Origin of the sequence: Pseudomonas sp. D4002 (genome assembly GCF_013385665.1) — a bacterium.
Taxonomy (GTDB): Bacteria; Pseudomonadota; Gammaproteobacteria; order Pseudomonadales; family Pseudomonadaceae; genus Aquipseudomonas.
Genome location: NZ_JACAPN010000024.1, coordinates 130,571 through 150,325, shown reverse-complemented (window position 1 = coordinate 150,325; position 19,755 = coordinate 130,571). Strand labels below are relative to the sequence as shown.

The 19,755-nt window shown below is 61.8% G+C and carries 22 protein-coding genes; 11 read left to right on the top strand and 11 right to left on the bottom strand.

Annotated elements, in window-relative coordinates:
• Positions 1 to 175: 175 nt before the first annotated feature.
• Complete coding sequence (locus HX824_RS17905; RefSeq protein ID WP_008439319.1) at positions 176 to 841, top strand: FKBP-type peptidyl-prolyl cis-trans isomerase; 666 nt, start codon at positions 176 to 178, stop codon at positions 839 to 841.
• Between the two features lie 53 nt (positions 842 to 894).
• On the opposite strand, the gene HX824_RS17900 is transcribed toward HX824_RS17905, so the two are convergent.
• The 7 genes from HX824_RS17900 to HX824_RS17870 form a co-directional block, all read right to left on the bottom strand.
• Entirely contained in the window at positions 895 to 1,353 is a 459-nt protein-coding gene (locus HX824_RS17900; RefSeq protein ID WP_003208832.1) for an Rsd/AlgQ family anti-sigma factor, read from the bottom strand.
• 206 nt (positions 1,354 to 1,559) lie between these two features.
• A complete protein-coding gene (locus tag HX824_RS17895) occupies positions 1,560 to 2,081 on the bottom strand; it encodes a disulfide bond formation protein B (protein ID WP_003208831.1) in 522 nt (173 codons plus the stop codon).
• A gap of 237 nt (positions 2,082 to 2,318) precedes the next feature.
• Positions 2,319 to 3,560, bottom strand: a complete 1,242-nt coding sequence (locus HX824_RS17890) for a heme biosynthesis protein HemY (RefSeq protein ID WP_003208828.1) — start codon at positions 3,558 to 3,560, stop codon at positions 2,319 to 2,321.
• A 5-nt stretch (positions 3,561 to 3,565) separates the two neighbouring features.
• A complete protein-coding gene (locus HX824_RS17885; RefSeq protein ID WP_003208826.1) occupies positions 3,566 to 4,684 on the bottom strand; it encodes a uroporphyrinogen-III C-methyltransferase in 1,119 nt (372 codons plus the stop codon).
• Positions 4,685 to 4,702: 18 nt separating this feature from the next.
• Positions 4,703 to 5,470, bottom strand: coding sequence for a uroporphyrinogen-III synthase (locus HX824_RS17880; RefSeq protein ID WP_177041092.1), 768 nt, complete (start codon positions 5,468 to 5,470; stop codon positions 4,703 to 4,705).
• Positions 5,467 to 6,408: a hydroxymethylbilane synthase gene (hemC, locus tag HX824_RS17875; protein ID WP_008439333.1), complete on the bottom strand. Its 942-nt coding sequence runs from the start codon at positions 6,406 to 6,408 to the stop codon at positions 5,467 to 5,469. Before hemC ends, HX824_RS17880 begins: the two co-directional genes overlap by 4 nt.
• A 138-nt stretch (positions 6,409 to 6,546) precedes the next feature.
• Positions 6,547 to 7,293: a LytTR family DNA-binding domain-containing protein gene (locus HX824_RS17870; protein WP_003208820.1), complete on the bottom strand. Its 747-nt coding sequence runs from the start codon at positions 7,291 to 7,293 to the stop codon at positions 6,547 to 6,549.
• A 562-nt stretch (positions 7,294 to 7,855) separates the two neighbouring features.
• Between HX824_RS17870 and argH the strand changes: the two genes are divergently transcribed.
• Complete coding sequence (argH, locus tag HX824_RS17865; RefSeq protein WP_003208818.1) at positions 7,856 to 9,250, top strand: argininosuccinate lyase; 1,395 nt, start codon at positions 7,856 to 7,858, stop codon at positions 9,248 to 9,250.
• Positions 9,251 to 9,360: 110 nt separating this feature from the next.
• On the opposite strand, the gene HX824_RS17860 is transcribed toward argH, so the two are convergent.
• Positions 9,361 to 10,020 carry a glutathione S-transferase family protein gene (locus HX824_RS17860; protein WP_003208816.1) on the bottom strand — a complete coding sequence of 220 codons (660 nt, stop codon included), beginning with the start codon at positions 10,018 to 10,020 and terminating at the stop codon, positions 9,361 to 9,363.
• 125 nt (positions 10,021 to 10,145) lie between these two features.
• Here HX824_RS17860 and HX824_RS17855 point away from each other — a divergent pair, with 125 nt between their 5' ends.
• The 3 genes from HX824_RS17855 (at position 10,146) to HX824_RS17845 (ending at position 13,833) form a co-directional block, all read left to right on the top strand.
• Positions 10,146 to 10,430, top strand: a complete 285-nt coding sequence (locus HX824_RS17855) for a hypothetical protein (protein ID WP_003208814.1) — start codon at positions 10,146 to 10,148, stop codon at positions 10,428 to 10,430.
• Between the two features lie 148 nt (positions 10,431 to 10,578).
• Positions 10,579 to 10,827, top strand: coding sequence for a TIGR02647 family protein (locus HX824_RS17850; protein ID WP_003208812.1), 249 nt, complete (start codon positions 10,579 to 10,581; stop codon positions 10,825 to 10,827).
• Between the two features lie 168 nt (positions 10,828 to 10,995).
• The gene (locus tag HX824_RS17845; RefSeq protein WP_008439344.1) at positions 10,996 to 13,833 is read left to right on the top strand and encodes a class I adenylate cyclase; all 2,838 of its coding nucleotides are present in this window, start codon (positions 10,996 to 10,998) and stop codon (positions 13,831 to 13,833) included.
• Here the strand turns inward: HX824_RS17845 and rnk are convergent.
• From rnk to cyaY, 3 genes are all read right to left on the bottom strand, one after another.
• Positions 13,830 to 14,240, bottom strand: coding sequence for a nucleoside diphosphate kinase regulator (gene rnk / locus HX824_RS17840; protein WP_003208808.1), 411 nt, complete (start codon positions 14,238 to 14,240; stop codon positions 13,830 to 13,832). The two genes, HX824_RS17845 and rnk, sit on opposite strands and share 4 nt — an antisense overlap.
• Before the next feature lie 131 nt (positions 14,241 to 14,371).
• On the bottom strand, positions 14,372 to 14,590 hold the full coding sequence (locus HX824_RS17835) for a DUF1289 domain-containing protein (protein ID WP_177054887.1): 219 nt from the start codon (positions 14,588 to 14,590) through the stop codon (positions 14,372 to 14,374).
• A 2-nt stretch (positions 14,591 to 14,592) separates the two neighbouring features.
• Complete coding sequence (cyaY, locus tag HX824_RS17830; RefSeq protein ID WP_003208803.1) at positions 14,593 to 14,925, bottom strand: iron donor protein CyaY; 333 nt, start codon at positions 14,923 to 14,925, stop codon at positions 14,593 to 14,595.
• A 239-nt stretch (positions 14,926 to 15,164) separates the two neighbouring features.
• On the opposite strand from cyaY, the gene HX824_RS17825 reads away from it, so the two are divergent.
• Genes HX824_RS17825 through HX824_RS17800 form a run of 6 tightly spaced genes read left to right on the top strand, consistent with a single transcriptional unit; the run spans position 15,165 to position 19,745 of the window.
• Complete coding sequence (locus HX824_RS17825) at positions 15,165 to 15,326, top strand: lipoprotein (protein WP_003208801.1); 162 nt, start codon at positions 15,165 to 15,167, stop codon at positions 15,324 to 15,326.
• A gap of 9 nt (positions 15,327 to 15,335) precedes the next feature.
• The gene (gene lysA / locus HX824_RS17820; RefSeq protein ID WP_008439346.1) at positions 15,336 to 16,583 is read left to right on the top strand and encodes a diaminopimelate decarboxylase; all 1,248 of its coding nucleotides are present in this window, start codon (positions 15,336 to 15,338) and stop codon (positions 16,581 to 16,583) included.
• Positions 16,584 to 16,587: 4 nt separating this feature from the next.
• Entirely contained in the window at positions 16,588 to 17,418 is an 831-nt protein-coding gene (dapF, locus tag HX824_RS17815; RefSeq protein WP_008439347.1) for a diaminopimelate epimerase, read from the top strand.
• Between the two features lie 13 nt (positions 17,419 to 17,431).
• A complete protein-coding gene (locus HX824_RS17810; RefSeq protein WP_003208796.1) occupies positions 17,432 to 18,148 on the top strand; it encodes a DUF484 family protein in 717 nt (238 codons plus the stop codon).
• Between the two features lie 2 nt (positions 18,149 to 18,150).
• Entirely contained in the window at positions 18,151 to 19,050 is a 900-nt protein-coding gene (gene xerC / locus HX824_RS17805) for a tyrosine recombinase XerC (protein ID WP_003208794.1), read from the top strand.
• Positions 19,047 to 19,745, top strand: a complete 699-nt coding sequence (locus tag HX824_RS17800) for an HAD family hydrolase (RefSeq protein ID WP_003208792.1) — start codon at positions 19,047 to 19,049, stop codon at positions 19,743 to 19,745. The genes xerC and HX824_RS17800 overlap by 4 nt, the downstream gene beginning before the upstream one ends.
• Positions 19,746 to 19,755 lie beyond the last annotated feature (10 nt).

Here is a 19,755-nt window from a genome sequence, read left to right as displayed (position 1 = left end):
ACGTGGGTGCGGCTCATACTAGCCCTCTGCTCTTACCGCCGCTAGGGCATGTTGACAGTATCGATTGGCTTGCGTTGCACCGCACGAAAATTCTTATTGATATAACGAAAATCCACGCCACTTTTTAAGCATTCACACTGGCATAATCCATCGCACTTTCGGTTGGAGAACGCCCATGTCGCGTTACCTTTTTTTAGTGTTGAGCGTGGTGCTTTGCGTGGCCAACGCAAGCGAGAAATCCCCCTCCAAAGATGACCACGACCTGGCCTACAGCCTGGGCGCGAGCCTGGGTGAGCGCCTGCGCCAGGAGATGCCTGGGTTGCAGGTAGAGGCGCTGATCGACGGACTCAAACAGGCCTATCAAGGTAAGCCACTGGCCCTGGACGACACACGCATCGAACAGATCCTTGCCCAGCACGAAGCACAAAACGCGCCGGACAATCGAGCACCACAAAGTGAAAAGGCACTCGCTGCCGAGCAACAATTTTTAGCCAGTGAAAAATCCAAAAGTGGTGTGCGTGAATTGGCAGACGGCATCCTGCTGACCGAACTGACCCCTGGCAGCGGGAAGAAACCGGCGGCCGATGATCGCGTGCAAGTGAATTATGTTGGGCGGTTACCCGACGGGACCGTCTTCGACAAGAGCACACAACCTCAGTGGTTTCGCCTGGACAGTGTGATCAGTGGCTGGCGCAGTGCGTTGCAACAGATGCCGGTGGGCGCGAAGTGGCGCCTGGTGATTCCATCCGACCAAGCCTATGGCGCTGATGGCGCAGGCGAACTGATCCCGCCTTATACGCCGCTGGTATTCGAGATCGAATTGCTCAAGGCGGGCGCCTGAGCCCAAACGAAAAACGGTGCGCAATGCGCACCGTTTTCTTGTGTCGGGGGGAGTCAGGCCTTAGCCGTCAACTCTTCCTTGTGAGCGTTGTGCAGCACTTCGATCAGGCAATCTTCCAGCTCGAAACGCTCGTGAAGCAAACCACCCAGCTCTTTGAATTTTTCTGCAACGCACTGGCCGGCATCACACAGGTCGTTGAACGCCAGCAGCTTCTCGGTGATGACATCGATGCGCGGGTAAATCGTCTCCGCCAAATCGAGGCCACGTTGATCGTCGAAAGCCTCGGCCTCTCTGGTCAACTGCTCGTAGATACCGAAGTGCCCCGCCGATACGTAGTCCACCAATACGCCGCAGAATTCCTGCAACGGCTTGCGGTTCTCGCTGAGCGCTTCGGGCTTGGCACCGAGAGCATCAAAGGCCCGAACCAGTTCGTGACGCGCTTTCAACCAACCATCGATCAGTTTGTGCACCCCACCCCAGCGTTCCTGAGCATTCTGACAACGTTCCAGCATGATGATCTCTCTTCCCTATAGGGGCGCCGCACGCTGCCCGCGCAACACTTCAAGGTTAAAGCGGCAACCGGGCAAAGGTGCATCGAACAGTCTGTTTCAATAACGCGTGCGGGCCAGATTATGCCCGCACGACTATGTCATCAAGGTACGCAGGAGAGAAAGTTCATACAAGTGTTTAATCCCTTCCTACAACCTGCGGTTACCTGTCAGTGCCGTGCAAGGCCAAAACGCTGGCTCAGCAGCAACCGCGAGAACTGCGCGATGCCAAGGATCAGCATCGCCACGAAGAACAGCAGGCTCCACTCGGGAATACTCAAGTCGAACAGCGTCCAGTTGATTTCCACGCAGTCGACGGTGCCCTTGAAGATCAAGGCCAACGTCTCTCTCAGCGACAGGTTCTCGATCATGGATTGAAGGCCGGGCCAACAGGCAGGCAACTGTTCCGGCGGCGTATTTTGCAGCAGCACCTGGCGTACGGCGGTAATGGCGCCCAGCACTGCACACCCCATGCTCGCCGCCCAATACAGGTAGATCCCGGACCGCTTCGGCCCATGAATCGCCGCCACGAGATTGATCAGCGTGAAGGCAGCCACAAGAATTCGTTGCACCTGGCACAGGAAACAAGGCCGCAAAAGCGCGGCGTATTCCAGGTAAAAGGACGCGCCCAGCGTCAGCGCACCAGCCAGGAACGCCAGGAGGAACAGGGAGCGTGAGGGGGCCAAAGACATTGTTTATCCGCAACGCAAGAGATAGGTAGTTACGGTAGAGGAAAGACCTTACCCCTTTCAATACGCGCCAGAGCAGACGATTCCGCGAGAGCGTAGGGATATCCCGTCAGAAGGCGAGCGATTAAACGCGCGTCTACGTAGGAGTTTACTACAAGCCGTATTGACTACAGCTATTGGGCGTTATTGAAGGGTTGGCCACCAGACAATTCTGAGGCAACCCTTACTCTGTTTCCTACTTCAAACCCGTGCCGGCACCGGCAACGGTGACGCCAGCAAACGCTTGTCCAGCAAGCCCAGGCCTTCCTGGAACAACTGGTTGCTGCGCTCGGTGTCGCCCAACTGCGCCAGCAGGCGTGCCAGCTCGGCGCAGGCCTCAGGGTTGCGCTGCACCTGCAGGCTGCTTTCAAGGTAGTCCCGCGCCTTGCCCCACAAGCTGTTTTGCAGGCACAGGCGCCCCAGGGTCAGCAGCAGGCTGGCATCGCCTGGATGGTCCTTGAGCCAGCCTTCGGCGAACTTCAACTGCTTCGCCGGATCGCTGCCACGCAGCAGCCCGTAGAGCCGGATCAGATGACTGTCGTACTCGCGCTTGAGGGCACCGCGCAGCACTTCTTCGGCCTTGGCGTCCGCGCCCAACTGGCGCAATTGTTCGGCGTACGCCAGCACCAGTTGCGGCTCCTGGCGCTGGGCCGAAGTCAGTTGTTGCCAGGCCAGCTCCAGGGATTGCTGCCCGGCCTCGCCCTGCTCTTCGCGCTGGGCAGCCAGGGTCAGGTTCTCGCCCCAGGCGCGTCGCTCCAGGTCGGCCAACTCGGCAGGCGGCAACACCTTGTCCTTGCGCAACTCCGGCAACAGCCGGATTACCGAAGACCAATCGCCACGCTGTTGATACAGCCGCTGCAGTTGGCGCAATACCTGGACGTTATGCGGATGACGCTCATGCATGGCCTGCAGGGTGACCAGGGCGCCATCGGTGTCACCGCGGTCCATCTGCAACTGCGCATGACTCAAGGCTACCGCCAGTTCGGCCTGGGGCTGGCGCTCAAGCGCGCGTTCCAGCAGGCCATCCGCTTCCTCATAACGGCCCTGTTCGTTGGCCGCACGGGCGGCGCCGAGGTAGTAGAGCAATGGCTGGCGTTCGGCTTCGGCCGCACGGTGCAAGTGACGCTCGGCACTGGCCCAGCGCCCTTCGGCGAGGTCCATCTGGCCCTGCTCGATGGCAACCTGGACCCGACGGCTGCGGTTGCGCCGCGACCACGGATTGACCACGCCACCCGAGGTCAGCACCAGGCCCAGCAGCACCCTGGCCAAATAGATCACCAGGCCGATGGCAAACAACGCCACCAGCGTCGACCACAGCCCGGACTCGTAATGCAGCACATGGGGATAAGTAATCAGCACGTAGCCGGTATGTTTCGAAATGCCCACGGCCAGTGCCAGGGCGATCGCAATCGCCAGCACCAGGATCACATAGAAGCGCTTCATCGGCTTTACTCCTGGGTCGCCGGCTTGCCAGCGGAAGCCTTGGCTTCCTCGGCAGACAGGTGGCGACGGTCAAGGTAAGCCTGCACGGCAGCCAGGCTCGCGGCCAGGTCCGGCGTGACCACCGAGACGGCCTTGGGCTCAAGCTCGGCAATACGGGCCAGCATGGCTTTGCTTTGCGGGTTGTCTTGATTGAAGTTGTCCTGCAACACGCTGCGAGCCTCGCCCAGGGATCGGCTGTACACCGCCGGCTCGCCGTTGAGCGCCGCCCATTGCGCCTGCTCAAGTGCAAGGCTCAGGGCCAGGCGCACCTGGTTCAGGCCTTGCCCTGCCAGGAGCGGGCGAATGTTGTCATCAGGATTGAAGTCGATGCGGAAATACCGCGAGATCTGCGCCCACCACTGACTCCAACGGCTGTCCGTGTCGGTGGTCGGACGCCCATCATTGGCCGCTTCAGGGAGTTGGTATTCCGGCGCGATGGCCGCCAACTGCACGACCTGATCGCGCAATGCCGCCAGTTGCAGGTACAGCCCGGTACGGTCGGGCTGTTCGATATTGCGCAACGCGGCGAGGCTCTTGGCCAACTGCTCACGGGCGGCGTAGGAGCCAGGGTCACTTTGTTCGCGGAGGATTTCGTCAGCGCCCTGGACCAGTGCCTGGGCACTGTTGATGTCCTGCAAGGCGGAAAGACGCAGGCTGGCCAGGCGGATCAAGTGCTCGGCCTCGGCCAGGCGCCAGTCCTGGCGGCTGGCCCCCAGCACGGTTTCCAGGCGCTGGCTCAGGCGTTGTTGATCACCCTGCAATTGCGCCACCAGCCGGCGACGCTCTTCCAGCTCATCGGCGCCGGGCAGTTGCCCCAGACGGGCCGACAGCTGCTGCTGGCTCTGCTTGAGGCTCTGGGATTGGTCGTCCAGGGTTTGCACTTGGCCCAGCTGTTGCTGGCTGCTCGCCTGCAGTGCGCGGACCTGCCAGATCCCCCAGCCACCGGCGGCAACGCCGGCGGCGCCGAGCAACAAGGCCACGATGGCCAGGCCGTTGCCACGGCGCGGGGCGGTGGTGACCGGTGTCTCAACAGGCGCATCAAGCGCGGGCTGAGCTTCATCTTTAGGCAAGGCTGTTTCGCTCACGTATCCATCCTTTGCGTATTAGAGAGTGGGAACGGAAACACTCCGTAACGCCACTAACAAAGCCGCGGCACTGGCGCCACGACAATCCACAACTTCTTTCGCGCCAGCGGCACGCGCCATCTCGGCGACTCGCGGGCTGGGCACGAACAACGGCAGCTGTGCCACCTGGGGCCAATCTGTACCGGCCAGCGCTTGCAGGTGTAAAAAACCCTGCCCACTGCTGACCACCACGCCGTTCAAGCGTTCCACGTTTATGCGCTGGGTCAGCGTTGCACGGTCGTAGTCCGGCAGGAAACGGCGATACAACTCCAGATAGTCGACACTAGCACCTTGCTCGCGTAAACGCTCAGCCAGCAGCTCTCGCCCGCCCTCGCCCCGCAGGATCAGCACCCGGGCGCCGGGCTTCGAGATAGCCTCGCGCAAGGCGACCAGTTCAAGCAAGGCTTCACTGTCGTCGCCGTCGTGGGGATAACTGACATCAAGGCCATGCTCGGCCAACACCTGCGCCGTAGCAGCGCCGACACTGAACCACGGTAACGCCGGCGGTTGCGGCCAGTGTTGAGCCAACAACTGCAAGCCCAGGCGCGCGGCCGGCTTGCTCACCACGATCACCGCGCAATAGCGGTCCAGCTCGCGAAAAACAGTCTGTTGTTCAGGCGTGACAGGCAGCGCTTCAACCTCCAGCAACGGCAGGCTGCTGCTGAAAACACCTTCTTCGGATAACGTCGCCGCCAGGGCCGCCGACTCCTCGGCAGGCCGCGTCAGCAGCACACGCCATTGCATCACTGCGGCCCGGCCTCGCCGTACACCGCTTGCAGAATGGCACCGGCGCCTTTTTCCAGCAGTTCCTCGGCGACCTTGATACCCAGGCTGGTGGCCTCGCTTTGCGGCCCGCGAATCTCTGCGGTGAGCAACAACCCACCACTCGGGTCGCCCACCAGGCCACGCAGCCAGAGGTTCTCGCCCTCAAGCACGGCGTAACAAGCGATCGGTACCTGGCAGCCACCATTGAGGTGCTTGTTCAGGGCACGTTCGGCGGTGACGCGAATTTCGGTGTCCTGGTGATCCAGCGGCTTGAGCAGCGCATGAATTTCGCTGTCGGCGGTGCGGCATTCAATGCCCACAGCGCCCTGCCCGCCGGCCGGCAAGCTGTCTTCGACGCTGATGGCCGAGGTGATGCGGTCTTCAAAGCCCAAGCGGATCAAGCCGGCTGCCGCGAGAATGATCGCGTCATATTCACCGGCGTCGAGCTTGGCCAGGCGAGTATTGACGTTGCCCCGCAGGAAGCGGATTTGCAGGTCCGGGCGGCGGGTCAGCAACTGCGCCTGGCGACGCAGGCTGGAGGTGCCGACGACGCTGCCCAGCGGCAGCTCATCCAGGGAGGCGTAGGTATTGGAAACGAAGGCATCGCGGGGGTCTTCGCGCTCGCAGATGCAAAAAAGGCCCAGGCCTTCGGGGAAGTCCATGGGCACATCTTTCATAGAATGCACGGCGATGTCGGCTTCGTTCTCCAGCAGAGCGGTTTCCAGTTCCTTGACGAACAGGCCCTTGCCGCCGATTTTCGACAATGGCGAATCAAGCAGCTTGTCGCCGCGACTGACCATGGGCACCAGGGACACCTTCAGGCCAGGATGAGCCTGCTCAAGGCGTGCTTTGACGTATTCGGCCTGCCATAAGGCCAGGGCGCTTTTACGGGTGGCGATGCGGATTTCGCGAGAGGACATGGATCAATCCGTACTGAATAGATACGGCAGATAATAACAGCTCAGGCAAATGCGCTTTGATTTGAATCAGCAAGTGCGGGGCCTCCCTGGCCGCGTCGCACCGGGATATGGGCGGTGAAGCTCGCGTCAGCCCTCGGGCTAAAGCTGCTGCATCATCTTGCGCACGCCGGCGACATGGCGCCGGCTGACGATCAACGCGTCACCGTTGAGGCCCTTCAGGAACAGCTGAAAATGCCCAAGCGGCGTGCGCTGCAGGCGCTCGATGCGCTCCCGTGCCACCAGCGCATTGCGGTGGATGCGCACAAAGCGGTCGCCAAATTCGTCTTCCAGCGCCTTGAGTGGCTCATCGAGCAGCACTTCACCAGCCTCGTGACGCAAGGTCACGTACTTGTGATCGGCGATGAAGTAGACCACCTGGTCCAGGGGAATCAACTCGATGCCCTTGCGGGTACGGGCGCTGATATGGCTGCGTGGCCCATTGCCGCCCTGGGCTGCGGGCTGGGTCAAGGCTGCCAGTTGGACACGATTGGGACGCTCGGCCTTTTTCAAGGCGCGAAGCAACGCATCGGCATTGATCGGCTTGACCAGGAAACTGGCGCCGCTGGCATCCAGGGCCTCGGAAGAGAACTCATCCTGGGAGGCGCACAGCACCACCGAAGGCGGCGATTCTCGCTCGCTCAGGCGGGCAGCCACCTGCAAGCCATCAAGGCCCGGCATGCGGATGTCGAGCAACACGACGTCCGGCTTGAGGCTGTCAATAAGGGCCAAGGCTTCCTCGCCACTGGTGGCGCTCGGCTCAAGGACATTGTAACCCTCGAGTTCACTGACCAAACGGCTCAGTCGCTCGCGGGCTTGGGGTTCGTCATCAACGATCAGGACATTCATATTGCGCTGGATTCCTGCGTGAGTCTCGCACAAGGATAGCGTAGACAGGTGCGGTGACTTCCGTCACGGCGATCCACGCTAAGACTAGCGCGAGCGGCAAAAAGTGCCCCGAGAGTGGCACCAATATTTACCCGGACCTGTTCAATCGCGCCCAAAGCCTGCTGCCTTCGGGCATCGTCGTAGGGTTTGCTGATACACAATACGAACACCCCCTCTCTAATGGATAGCCTGGAGTTCGACCTCATCGCCCGGCATTGGTGCAGTGCACCTTCCGTCAGCGCGAAGCTCTATCAGTGCAACTGTAGACGCTGGCGAAGACGATATTGCTCAATCGTCAAATATCGTTTCAATAAACACGCTTTGTTTGACCAAGGACCGCAAGTTTCCCCCCCGATCGGTCCTGGCTCCAGTCTCGTCCTGCGCGAGTCCGGGGGCAAGGCACTTAGCCATCTTGGAAACAAATAAAAATGCCCCGCCCCGGCATCGTCGCCTCCGGGGGCAACCCTGTTATTATCGGCGCCACACTTTCATGCCCTCTTTCCAGCAGATCACGAGCGAATCCATGAGCACCGACAAGACCAACCAGTCCTGGGGCGGCCGCTTCAGTGAACCCGTCGACGCCTTCGTCGCGCGCTTCACCGCCTCCGTCACTTTCGACCAGCGCCTCTACCGCCACGACATCATGGGCTCGATCGCCCACGCCACGATGCTGGCCAAGGTCGGCGTGCTGACCGACGCCGAGCGCGACAGCATCATCGACGGCCTGACCACCATCCGTGGCGAGATCGAAGCCGGCACCTTCGACTGGCGCGTCGACCTGGAAGACGTGCACATGAACATCGAGGCCCGCCTCACCGACCGCATCGGTGTGACCGGCAAGAAACTGCACACCGGTCGCAGCCGTAACGACCAGGTGGCTACCGATATCCGCCTGTGGCTGCGGGACGAGATCGACCTGATCCTGGCAGAAATCACCCGCCTGCAAAAAGGCCTGCTGGAGCAGGCAGAGCGTGAGTCCGGCACCATCATGCCCGGCTTCACCCACCTGCAGACCGCACAGCCTGTGACCTTCGGCCACCACCTGCTGGCCTGGTTCGAAATGCTCAGCCGCGACTACGAGCGCCTGGTGGACTGCCGCAAGCGCGCCAACCGCATGCCTCTGGGCAGCGCTGCACTGGCTGGCACCACCTACCCGATCGACCGCGAATACACCGCGCAGCTGCTGGGTTTCGACGCTGTGGGCGGCAACTCCCTGGACGGCGTGTCGGACCGTGACTTCGCCATCGAATTCTGCGCCGCGGCCAGCATTGCGATGATGCACTTGTCGCGCTTCTCCGAAGAGCTGGTGCTGTGGACCAGCGCGCAATTCCAGTTCATTGACCTGCCGGACCGCTTCTGCACCGGCAGCTCGATCATGCCGCAAAAGAAAAACCCCGACGTGCCGGAGCTGGTACGCGGCAAGAGCGGCCGTGTATTCGGTGCGCTGATGGGCCTGTTGACCCTGATGAAAGGCCAGCCGCTGGCCTACAACAAGGACAACCAGGAAGACAAGGAACCGCTGTTCGACGCCGCCGATACCCTGCGCGACTCGTTGCGTGCCTTTGCCGACATGATCCCGGCGATCAAGCCCAAGCACGCCATCATGCGTGAAGCGGCCCTGCGCGGTTTCTCCACCGCCACCGACCTGGCGGACTACCTGGTACGCCGTGGCCTGCCGTTCCGCGACTGCCACGAGATCGTCGGGCATGCCGTGAAGTACGGCGTGGACACCGGCAAGGACCTGGCGGAAATGAGCCTGGAAGAACTGCGCCAGTTCAGCGACCAGATCGAGCAGGACGTGTTTGCGGTGCTGACCCTGGAAGGCTCGGTGAATGCCCGTAACCATATCGGCGGGACTGCGCCGGCGCAGGTGAAGGCTGCCGTGGTTCGCGGCCAGGCATTGCTCGCCAGCCGCTAAAAGCTTCGCGAGCAAGCCCGCTCCCACATTCGACTGCATTCCAAAGGTGGAACTCGGTCAAATGTGGGAGCGGGCTTGCTCGCGAAAGCCTCATCACAAACACCCAAGATCTATTTCTTGGCAGCAATCATCGCCATAAACGCCGGCATCGCCGCTTCCTTGTCCGCCGCCACCCGCTGGGCATTCGGCAGCGCCTGCAAGCGCTCCAGCAACGCCTTGGCCTTCGGCAACTCAGCCAACAGATCCAGCCCGAACAGCTTCCCGGCCACGGCACAGGCCAGGTCCACGCTGTACACAAAATACAAATCCGCAATCGTGAAACTGTCCCCCGCCACATACGGCGCAAACTTCCCGTGCCGCCCCAGCGATGCGATCCCCAGCAATAACTCCGCCCTGGACTTTTCCTTGATCGCCTCCGGCACCGGCATTCCGAAAAACGCCTCGGCAAAACACGCCCGGGCCGGCAACTCGATGTACAGCTCGATTTCCCTGCACAACGCCAGCACCTGGGCGCGCTGGAACGGCTCGCTGGGCAGCAGCGATCGCCCGCCCTGGGTCTGTTCGAGGTATTCGAGGATCACGCTGGTTTCGTTGATAAACCCTTGCTCGACACCCAGCACCGGCACCTTGCCCCGGGGGCTCACGGCCAAGGCTTCAGGGGTCTGGCCTGCGTAGAACGGCACCTCTTCGAAGGGCAGCCCTTTCTCCAGCAGCGCCAGTTTGACCATGTTGTAGTAGTTGCTGACCGAAAATCCATAAAGCTTGAGCATCACAAAGCCTCCAGGCCGTGTACGGGGTTGGCAGCAGTGGTTATAGATCGGGAGGCCGCGCCTGGCCAGCAGCATCAGCCGAGTGAATGGGGGTAGACTGGCGCCCTTTCCTCCAGGAGCCTGCCATGAGCGAGCCAACCGATATCGACAACGACGAAGAAGAGTTCGCCGAGACCACCTTGATTGAAGCGATCGAAAACCAGATCGAAAGCGACAACCCGCCCGCCGCCAAGGCCACGTTCAACAAGCTGACCCTGGTGGGCTACGAGCGCGAAGACATCCTGCAAATGATGGCCCACGTCCTCGCCATCGAAATTGACGCGCTGCTCGAAGAAGATCGCGCCTTCAATACCGAATGGTATGAAACTGCGTTGCGTGCGCTGCCGGAGCTGCCGCCCGAGAAGCAATAAGCCTCACACCGCGCTGGCCAGCAAACTCTTGCTGGCCACAATCCTGCCCCACATCAACACCGCATGAGTTCCGACTGGACAGCTCGCCCAAGTGCGTTCACCTTATGGCTGCTAACGTCTAAAAATTCCTAGAAAGTCTGGAGTCCTTATGTCGTATACCCCTGAGTTGGTTGCCGAACTGGAAATCCTTGCACTCTTCAACCTGGGCAGCTCCCAGGAAGGTCTGAAAGTTCATCAGACTGCCGCTCCCACTGCCATTGCCGCCGCCCGGCGCCTGTTTGATAAAGACCTGATCGACCAGCCAGACGGTGGTTACCTCACCAGCCTCGGCCGGGACGCTGCCGAACACGCACAAAGCCTGCTGACTATTCTGACGACCGCCAAAGAAGCCGCCTGACACCTCGTATCGCCCACGGGATCCTCTCTTCACGGATTCCGCGGGCATTCCCGCGCCCGGGATAAAATTCCGGCGTCAAAAACAAATTCCCTCTAAATCTCCTACGCTACTGGCTGTAAACTCCCACACGGCCGCCCACGTCGGGCCCTGCGAGCCACCGAGTTCGACATGACCCGCACCCACGAAATCCGCCCCGACCTGGACGAAGGCATCGACCGCAAGGTGCTGGCCCAGTTACGCGCGCGGTTTCTGGCCCTGAACGAAGGCCGCATGGCCCGGGCCGTCGAAGGACTGACACCACGCCAGCAAAGCGTATTGACCCTGCTGCCGCTGTTTTTCCACGTGAATCACCCGCTGTTGCCGGGCTATGTGTCGGGCAGCACGCCGGCCGGCCTGTCGAATTTTGAACCCGACGCGCAAGCCTTGGCCGAGGCCCAGCGCCTGACCCGCACGTTTTCCTACAAGCCCCGCCACGGCAACCCACCGCGGCCGATTCATGGCCTGTTCCTGATGGGCAGCCTGGGCACCCTGGCCCAGGCCGATCAAAGTGATATGGACGTGTGGGTCTGCCATGCGGCCGATCTCAGCGAGAACGAGCTGGCCGAGTTGCGCAAGAAATGCCAACTGCTCGAAACCTGGGCCCTGAGCATGGGCGCCGAGGCGCACTTCTTCCTGATCGAGCCGACGCGGTTTATCCAGGGCGAGCGCGACAGCCAACTGAGTTCAGAAGACTGCGGCACCAGCCAGCATTACCTGCTGCTGGACGAGTTCTACCGCACCGCCATCTGGCTGGCCGGGCGCACGCCGATCTGGTGGCTGGTGCCGGTGTACGAAGAAACCCGCTATGCCGACTTCACCCACGCGCTGATTTCCAAACGCTTTATTCGCGCCGATGAAACCCTCGACCTGGGCCACCTGGCGCACATCCCGCCGGGTGAATTTATCGGTGCCGGCTTGTGGCAGTTGTTCAAGGGCATCGAATCGCCCTACAAATCAGTACTGAAACTCCTGCTGACCGAGGTCTACGCCAGCGAGCACCCGAAGGTGCAGTGCCTGAGCCTGCGCTTCAAGCGCGCTGTGTTTGCCAATCAGCTGGACCTGGACGAACTGGACCCGTACATCGTCGTCTACCGCCGGATCGAGGAGTACCTCAAGGCCCGTAATGAGCCGGAACGCCTGGAACTGGTGCGGCGCAGCCTGTACCTGAAGGTCAACCGCAAGCTCAGCGCGGGCCAGCGCACCGGGTGGCAGCGTTTGCTGCTGGAGCGCCTGGCCAGCGAATGGGGTTGGGACCAGCGCCAACTGGCCCTGCTGGACAGCCGCAGCCAATGGAAAGTCCGCCAGGTGGCCTCCGAGCGCCGGGCGCTGGTCAACGAGCTGAACTACAGCTATCGCTTCCTGACCCAGTTTGCCCGCACCGAACAGACCGTCAGCCTGATCAACAAGCGCGACCTCAATGTGCTGGGCCGGCGCCTGTACGCCGCCTTCGAGCGCAAGGCCGGCAAGGTCGAGTTCATCAACCCCGGCATTGCGCCCGACCTTGCCGAAGACACCCTGACCCTGGTGCAGTCGCCCAACCGCAAAGAGCCCGGCCAGCATCATTGGGGCTTGTACAACGGCAGCCTGACCGCCCTGGAATGGGAGCACTTCGCGCCGATCAAGCGCAGCCGCGATTTGCTGGAAATGCTCACCTGGTGCCACCGCAACGGCGTGATCGACAGCAGTACCCGCCTGGCGCTGCATCCCGGCAGCAGTGACATGACCGAATTCGAGCTGTTCAACCTGCTGGGCAGCCTGCAACAAACTGTCGTCCTGCCCCTGGCCAGCGTCGATGAAGACCGCCTGCTGCGCTCGGCAGTGCCCGAGGAAGTGCTGCTGCTGATCAACGTCGGCGTCGACCCGCTCAAGCATCACCGGGACTTGAACATCCTGATGACCACCGAGCGCACCGACTCCCTGAGTTACGCGGGCGTACGGGAAAACCTGGTGCTGACCCTGGACCAGGTCACGCTCAACAGTTGGAACGAGGTGATGGTCAGCCGCTATGACGGCCCCCACGCGCTGCTCGATTGCCTGCGCGACTACCTCAATCAGCTACCGCCCAATCACTTGCCGCGCTTGCGGGTGCGCTGTTTCTGCCACAACCGCGCGCAGTTCATTGCCCAGCGCGTGGAAGAAATCTTCGACACTGCGCAAAACCTGCTGCTGGGCCAGGAAAACCATCGCTACCTGGTGCAGGTGCAACAGCACTACCACGTGATGGAGCTGACACCCGGCCAGGCCAACCATGTGTCACTGGCGACCCAGGACGCGCTGATCGCCTACCTCAGTGAGGAACTGGCCAGCTACAGCCCGCTGCACCTGGACACCATGGCCCTGGAAGACCACGACCTGGCGCTGCTGCTGCCCATGGGCCTGCCCGACTGTGTGCAGGTGTTCTACCGGATCAACGACGGGGTTGCCGAGCTGTACGTGCTGGATGAGTTCAACGCGCTCTGGCAGCAGCGCCTGCCGTTCCACGACGAGCAAAGCCTGTTGGTGCCATTGCAACGCTTCCTGCAGTCGATCATTTATCGCCGCGACGCGCTGCTGCCGCTGGACCCGCAACAGCCCTTCGGCGCGGTGCAAATCCTGTATTACCAGCTGTTGCCGTCAGGCAGCGGCCGTGCACGGCGGGCCGAACCGCGCCCAGCGCCGCAAACCCCGGCCAACAAGCCGTTCTACGACGTGCAGGCGATTATCGGCAAGGCAGCACCGGGCCAGGTGGGGATCACCTTGTACTGCAATCAACGGGAGTTTTCCGAGCTGGAATTTGGCGACCAACTGTTTGCGGTGGTCGCCCAGCAAATCGTCGGGCAACGCCGGGAAGCCGAGCGTTACCGCTGCTACATCACCGATCTGGACCTGTCCGGCCTGCTCGGTGATGTTCAAAGCCCGAGCAATCTGTACCTGCGCTACAAGGCTGATCTGGAACTGGCGCTCAATGAAGCGCTGAACCAGGTTTAGAGAGGAAAGGCGCCACCGTCTTTCGGCTGGCCTTCGACGCCGAGCAATTCAAGCTTGAGGGTCTTGCCACCCGGTGCTGGCCAGTCGATGTGCTGGCCGACTTGCAGGCCCAGCAATGCACTGCCCACCGGCGCCAGGATCGAGATTTTGCCTTCGTCGGCGTTCGCGTCCTTGGGGTAGACCAGGGTCAGGTGATAGTCCTTGCCACTGCCTTGTTCACGGCAATGCACGCTGGAGTTCATGGTCACGACAGATGCAGGCACTTCATCGTGGCCAACCACTTCTTCGGCGCGGTCGAGTTCGTGTTGCAGGGCTTCAACGCCCGGCGACGCCTCGCCGACACGGTCGATCAGTTGCTCAAGACGCTGCACGTCAAGACGGGTGAGGATGATGGAAGGTGCGGTCATGATTCAGGCAGACTCCTTTTTTCTGCACAAAAAAGCAAAACCCCGCCAGGAAAAGGCGGGGTTCTCACGGACCTCGATGAGTTGAGGTGTATCCGGACACTACCACAGCACAATAAATAAACAAGACGGCCTCAGGCGCAGGCCCTGCGCTGCTCGGCCTGGGCGACGATCACGCGGCGTCGCGCATCGTCGGCAGAGCGCCATTCGCGGATGTCTTCCACATGACGGAAGCAACCGAGGCAGACTTTGTGCTCATCCAGCCGACATAAACTGATACAAGGTGACGGCACCGCCGGGCTGACATTGCTGAACAGCGGCTTGGGCGGGCGTACGGGAACGGGCTGCGTCACGATCAGATCTCGTCGAAGTCCAGCTCGACGCCGGCTTGTTCCTGGGTGAGGCGCGCGAGCATTTCGCTCAGCAGCTCATCGGTGGTGTCGTGGGTCCAGCGTTTTTCTTCTTCATCGTAATCGAAGTGAAAACCACCGGAGCGCGCCGCCAGCCATAGCTGACGCAGGGGCTCCTGGCGGCTGAAAATCAATTGGGTGCCATTTTCAAACTTGACGGTGAGCACACCGGCCGAGTTCTCCAGGTCCACATCCAGGCCGCTGTCGTCGAAAATATCCTCCAGCGCTTGCTGGGTCGCATCCACCAGGTCGTGAAAACGGGCTTCGGTCAAACTCATTGTGGGAACCTCGAAAAGTGTCTGGTCTCGCTCAAGCGCCGCACAATACGGACGCGCCATCATGATTGCAAAGGATACCGATTTCATTACCCGCAGCTGCGTGAATTATCCCTGATTGGTGTAAGCACAATCGCGACAAACTCGGCAAAGCCCCGCCGGACGGGTATTTCGGCGCATAGGCAATCCGGCGGGTGGTCGGTATACTCGGGCGCAATTAATGCATATTCAAGGATTTCGCCATGAAGCGCCTGATCTCTTCCCTTGCTGCGCTCGTCGCGGTCGCTTGCCTCGTTAGTGCCTGTGGTCAAAAAGGCCCGCTGTATCTGCCCGATGACAGCAAAGACCCGAATGAACAGGCGCAATCGTCGCAAACCAAAGCGCACAAGCACGACACCTACTAAGGGAACATCATGGACGCTTTTAACTACCGGGACGGCGAGCTGTTCGCGGAAGGTGTCGCGCTGTCCGCCATCGCCGAGCGCTTTGGTACCCCGACCTACGTGTACTCCCGTGCCCACATCGAAGCGCAATACCGCTCCTTTGCCGATGCGCTGGAAGGCACGCCGAGCCTGGTGTGCTTCGCCGTAAAAGCCAACTCCAACCTGGGTGTACTCAATGTCCTGGCGCGCCTGGGCGCCGGTTTCGACATCGTGTCCCGGGGCGAGCTTGAGCGTGTACTGGCCGCCGGCGGCAAGGCTGACAAAATTGTGTTCTCCGGTGTCGGCAAGAGCCGCGAAGACATGCGCCGCGCCCTGGAAGTTGGCGTGCACTGCTTCAACGTCGAATCCACCGACGAGCTGGAGCGCCTGCAAGTGGTGGCCGCCGAGATGGGCGTTCGCGCGCCGATCTCCCTGCGGGTCAACCCGGACGTCGACGCCGGCACTCACCCGTACATTTCCACCGGTCTCAAAGAGAACAAGTTCGGCATCGCCATTGCCGACGCCGAGGACGTGTACATCCGCGCCGCGCAGTTGCCGAACCTGGAAGTCTTGGGTGTCGACTGCCATATCGGCTCGCAACTGACCAGCCTGCCACCGTTCCTCGACGCCCTCGACCGCCTGCTGGCGCTGGTCGACCGCCTCGGCGAGTGCGGCATCTACCTGCACCACATCGACCTCGGTGGCGGTGTGGGTGTGCGTTATCGCGACGAAGAGCCGCCGCTGGTGTCCGACTACATCAAGGCCGTGCGCGAGCGCCTCGAAGGCCGCGACCTGACGCTGATGTTCGAGCCGGGCCGCTACATCGTCGCCAACGCCGGCCTGCTGCTGACCCAGGTCGAGTACCTCAAGCACACCGAGCACAAGGATTTCGCCATCGTCGACGCGGCGATGAACGACCTGATCCGTCCGGCGCTGTACCAGGCCTGGATGAATGTGACGGCCGTCAAGCCACGCGCAGGCGAAGGCCGCAGCTACGATATCGTCGGCCCGATCTGCGAGACCGGCGACTTCCTGGCCAAGGAACGTCAGCTGGCCCTGGAAGAAGGCGACCTGCTGGCCGTGCATTCGGCCGGTGCCTATGGGTTTGTCATGAGCTCCAACTACAACACCCGCGGGCGTACCGCCGAGGTGCTGGTGGACGGTGATCAAGCGTTTGAAGTGCGTCGCCGCGAGACGGTAGCCGAGTTGTTTGCTGGCGAAAGCCTGCTGCCGGAGTAAGGTCATGTTGCTGCGTTTTACCAAGATGCACGGGCTGGGCAATGACTTCATGGTCCTCGACCTGGTCAGCCAGCACGCGCACATCCTGCCCAAGCACGCCAAGCTGTGGGGCGACCGGCACACCGGTGTCGGCTTCGACCAATTGTTGCTGGTGGAAGCGCCGAGTAACCCGGAAGTGGATTTCCGTTACCGGATCTTCAACTCCGATGGCTCCGAAGTGGAACAGTGCGGCAATGGTGCCCGCTGTTTCGCCCGTTTTGTCCTGGACAAGCGCCTGACCGCCAAGCGGCAGATTCGCGTCGAGACCAAAAGCGGCATCATCGAGCTGGATATTCGCAGCGACGGCCAGATCGGCGTCAACATGGGCGCGCCACGGCTGGTGCCTGCGGACATTCCGTTCCAGGCCACCGAGCAAGCCCTGAGCTACCCGGTGGACGTGGACGGCAAGACCGTCAACCTGGCCGCCGTGTCCATGGGCAACCCCCATGCCGTGCTGCGGGTGGATGACATCAACAACGCGCCGGTGCATGAACTGGGGCCGAAGATCGAAAACCATCCGCGCTTTCCCGCGCGGGTCAATGTGGGCTTCCTGCAGGTCATCGACCGTTCCCGTGCGCAGTTGCGCGTGTGGGAACGCGGGGCCGGCGAAACCCAGGCTTGCGGTACCGGCGCCTGCGCCGCTGCCGTAGCCGCGATCAGCCAGGGGTGGATGGATTCGCCGCTGCTGATCGACCTGCCTGGTGGACGCCTGTCCATCGAATGGGCAGGCCCCGGCCAACCGGTGAAAATGACCGGCCCGGCCACCCGCGTCTACGAAGGACAGGTCCGTCTATGAGTGAGCAAATCTAATGACTGATAAGCCTCAAGTACCCGCGCAAGCATCCCCAAGCGAAAGTCTGGAGGCCGCAGCCGTTGCGGCGTATCTGGAGGCTAACCCGGACTTCTTCGTTGAACACGAAGAACTGCTGCCGGCCCTGCGTATTCCCCACCAGCGCGGCGATACCGTGTCGCTGGTGGAGCGGCAGATGAAGATCCTGCGCGAGCGCAATATCGAAATGCGCCATCGGCTCTCGCAGCTGATGGATGTGGCCCGCGACAACGACCGCCTGTTCGACAAGACTCGCCGCCTGGTCCTGACCCTGATGGACGCCGCCAGCCTGGAAGAAGCGGTGATCGCCGTCGAAGACAGCCTGCGCCAGGATTTCCAGGTGCCCTTTGTCAGCCTGATCCTGTTCAGCGACAACCCGATGCCGGTGGGTCGCTGGGTCAGCGGCAGCGATGCCCAGACCGCGATTGGCGGCCTGCTGTCCGAAGGCAAGACCATCAGCGGCACCTTGCGCGAGCATGAGCTGGACTTCCTGTTTGGCGCCGAGCAGCGCCAGCAGATCGGCTCCACCGCCGTGGTTGCCCTCAGTCATCAAGGTTTGCATGGCGTGCTGGCCATCGCCAGCCGTGATCCGCAGCATTACAAAAGCTCGGTGGGCACGCTGTTCCTGAGCTACATCGCCGAAGTGCTGGGCCGCGTCCTGCCACGCTTCACCAGCGCATTGCGCGCGGTGCGCTAGCCATGGAACGACAACTGGACGCCTACTGCGCTCACCTGCGCAGCGAGCGCCAGGTGTCGCCGCATACCCTGGAAGCCTACCGGCGGGACTTGAACAAGGTCCTGGCGTTCTGCGAGAAACAACACATCGGCAGCTGGAAGGCCCTGGACATCCAGGGTCTGCGCAGCCTGATCGCCCGCCTGCACCAGCAAGGCCAATCCTCCCGCAGCCTGGCGCGCCTGCTATCGGCGGTACGCGGCCTCTATCAGTACCTGAACCGCGAAGGCCTGTGCGACCACGACCCGGCCAACGGCCTGGCGCCGCCCAAGGGCGAACGCCGCCTGCCCAAGACCCTCGACACGGATCGCGCCCTGCAATTGCTCGATGGCGCCGTGGAGGACGACTTCCTGGCCCATCGCGACCAGGCAATCCTCGAACTCTTCTACTCCTCGGGCCTGCGCCTGTCGGAGCTGACCGGGCTTAACCTCGATCAACTGGACCTGGCGGATGGCCTGGTGCAGGTGCTCGGTAAAGGCAGCAAGACCCGCGTATTACCGGTGGGCAAGAAGGCCCGCGAAGCCTTGCTGCTATGGCTGCCGCTGCGCGCCCTGGCCAACCCGGCGGACGACGCGGTGTTTATCAGCCAGCAAGGCCGGCGCCTCGGGCCCCGGGCCATACAAGTGCGGGTCAAGGCCGCCGGCGAGCGCGAGCTGGGGCAGAACCTGCACCCGCACATGCTCCGGCACTCCTTTGCCAGCCACTTGCTGGAGTCCTCCCAGGACCTGCGTGCGGTGCAGGAACTGCTGGGCCACTCCGACATCAAGACCACCCAGATCTACACCCACCTGGACTTCCAGCACCTGGCAACGGTGTACGACAGCGCCCATCCGCGGGCCAAACGCATTAAGGGCAGTGACTCATGAGCATCAAGCTGATCACCTTCGACCTGGACGATACGCTCTGGGATAACGTGCCGGTCATCATCAGCGCCGAGGCATCGATGCGCGAGTGGCTGGCGACCCACGCCACCAAGGTGGGCGACTTGCCCCTGGAGAAGTTTGCCAGCCTGCGCCAGCAGGTGCTGGAGCGTCATCCCGAGCTGAAATATCGCATCAGCGTGTTGCGTCACAAGGTGCTGCAATACGCCTTCGAGGAAGCCGGGTACACGCTGCCGGAAGCGGCGCAGATGGCGGATGTGTGCTTTGAAGCGTTCATCCATGCCCGGCATCAACTCACCGTATTCCCCGAAGCGGAACCGATGCTGCAAGCACTGCGCCGCGACTATCTGCTGGGGGTGATTACCAACGGTAATGCCGATGTGCAACGTGTGGGGTTGGCGGACTACTTCCACTTTGCACTCCGGGCTGAAGACATTGGTATTGCCAAGCCGGATGCGCGGTTGTTTCAGGAAGCCTTGCAGCGCGGTGGCGTAGCGCCGGGCGCGGCAGTGCATGTGGGTGACCATCCAGGGGATGACATTGCCGGTGCGCAGCAGGCGGGGCTGCGGGCGGTGTGGTTCAACCCGGCAGGCAAGGCCTGGGAGGCCGAGAAATTGCCGGATGCCGAGATTCGCAGCCTGACCGAGCTACCCGACGTGCTAGCCCGCTGGAACGCATAACCTGATGATG

What these genes read in the sequence shown, in the direction of transcription:
- lysA (WP_008439346.1), top strand. Translation starts at nt 15,336, where the DNA reads ATGGACGCTTTTAACTACCGGGACGGCGAGCTGTTCGCGGAAGGTGTC.
- HX824_RS17825 (WP_003208801.1), top strand. Translation starts at nt 15,165, where the DNA reads ATGAAGCGCCTGATCTCTTCCCTTGCTGCGCTCGTCGCGGTCGCTTGC.
- HX824_RS17900 (WP_003208832.1), bottom strand. Translation starts at nt 1,353, where the DNA reads ATGCTGGAACGTTGTCAGAATGCTCAGGAACGCTGGGGTGGGGTGCAC.
- argH (WP_003208818.1), top strand. Translation starts at nt 7,856, where the DNA reads ATGAGCACCGACAAGACCAACCAGTCCTGGGGCGGCCGCTTCAGTGAA.
- rnk (WP_003208808.1), bottom strand. Translation starts at nt 14,240, where the DNA reads ATGACCGCACCTTCCATCATCCTCACCCGTCTTGACGTGCAGCGTCTT.
- HX824_RS17895 (WP_003208831.1), bottom strand. Translation starts at nt 2,081, where the DNA reads ATGTCTTTGGCCCCCTCACGCTCCCTGTTCCTCCTGGCGTTCCTGGCT.
- HX824_RS17850 (WP_003208812.1), top strand. Translation starts at nt 10,579, where the DNA reads ATGTCGTATACCCCTGAGTTGGTTGCCGAACTGGAAATCCTTGCACTC.
- HX824_RS17800 (WP_003208792.1), top strand. Translation starts at nt 19,047, where the DNA reads ATGAGCATCAAGCTGATCACCTTCGACCTGGACGATACGCTCTGGGAT.
- HX824_RS17890 (WP_003208828.1), bottom strand. Translation starts at nt 3,560, where the DNA reads ATGAAGCGCTTCTATGTGATCCTGGTGCTGGCGATTGCGATCGCCCTG.
- HX824_RS17860 (WP_003208816.1), bottom strand. Translation starts at nt 10,020, where the DNA reads ATGCTCAAGCTTTATGGATTTTCGGTCAGCAACTACTACAACATGGTC.
- HX824_RS17870 (WP_003208820.1), bottom strand. Translation starts at nt 7,293, where the DNA reads ATGAATGTCCTGATCGTTGATGACGAACCCCAAGCCCGCGAGCGACTG.
- dapF (WP_008439347.1), top strand. Translation starts at nt 16,588, where the DNA reads ATGTTGCTGCGTTTTACCAAGATGCACGGGCTGGGCAATGACTTCATG.
- HX824_RS17905 (WP_008439319.1), top strand. Translation starts at nt 176, where the DNA reads ATGTCGCGTTACCTTTTTTTAGTGTTGAGCGTGGTGCTTTGCGTGGCC.
- HX824_RS17845 (WP_008439344.1), top strand. Translation starts at nt 10,996, where the DNA reads ATGACCCGCACCCACGAAATCCGCCCCGACCTGGACGAAGGCATCGAC.
- cyaY (WP_003208803.1), bottom strand. Translation starts at nt 14,925, where the DNA reads ATGAGTTTGACCGAAGCCCGTTTTCACGACCTGGTGGATGCGACCCAG.
- xerC (WP_003208794.1), top strand. Translation starts at nt 18,151, where the DNA reads ATGGAACGACAACTGGACGCCTACTGCGCTCACCTGCGCAGCGAGCGC.
- HX824_RS17810 (WP_003208796.1), top strand. Translation starts at nt 17,432, where the DNA reads ATGACTGATAAGCCTCAAGTACCCGCGCAAGCATCCCCAAGCGAAAGT.
- hemC (WP_008439333.1), bottom strand. Translation starts at nt 6,408, where the DNA reads ATGTCCTCTCGCGAAATCCGCATCGCCACCCGTAAAAGCGCCCTGGCC.
- HX824_RS17855 (WP_003208814.1), top strand. Translation starts at nt 10,146, where the DNA reads ATGAGCGAGCCAACCGATATCGACAACGACGAAGAAGAGTTCGCCGAG.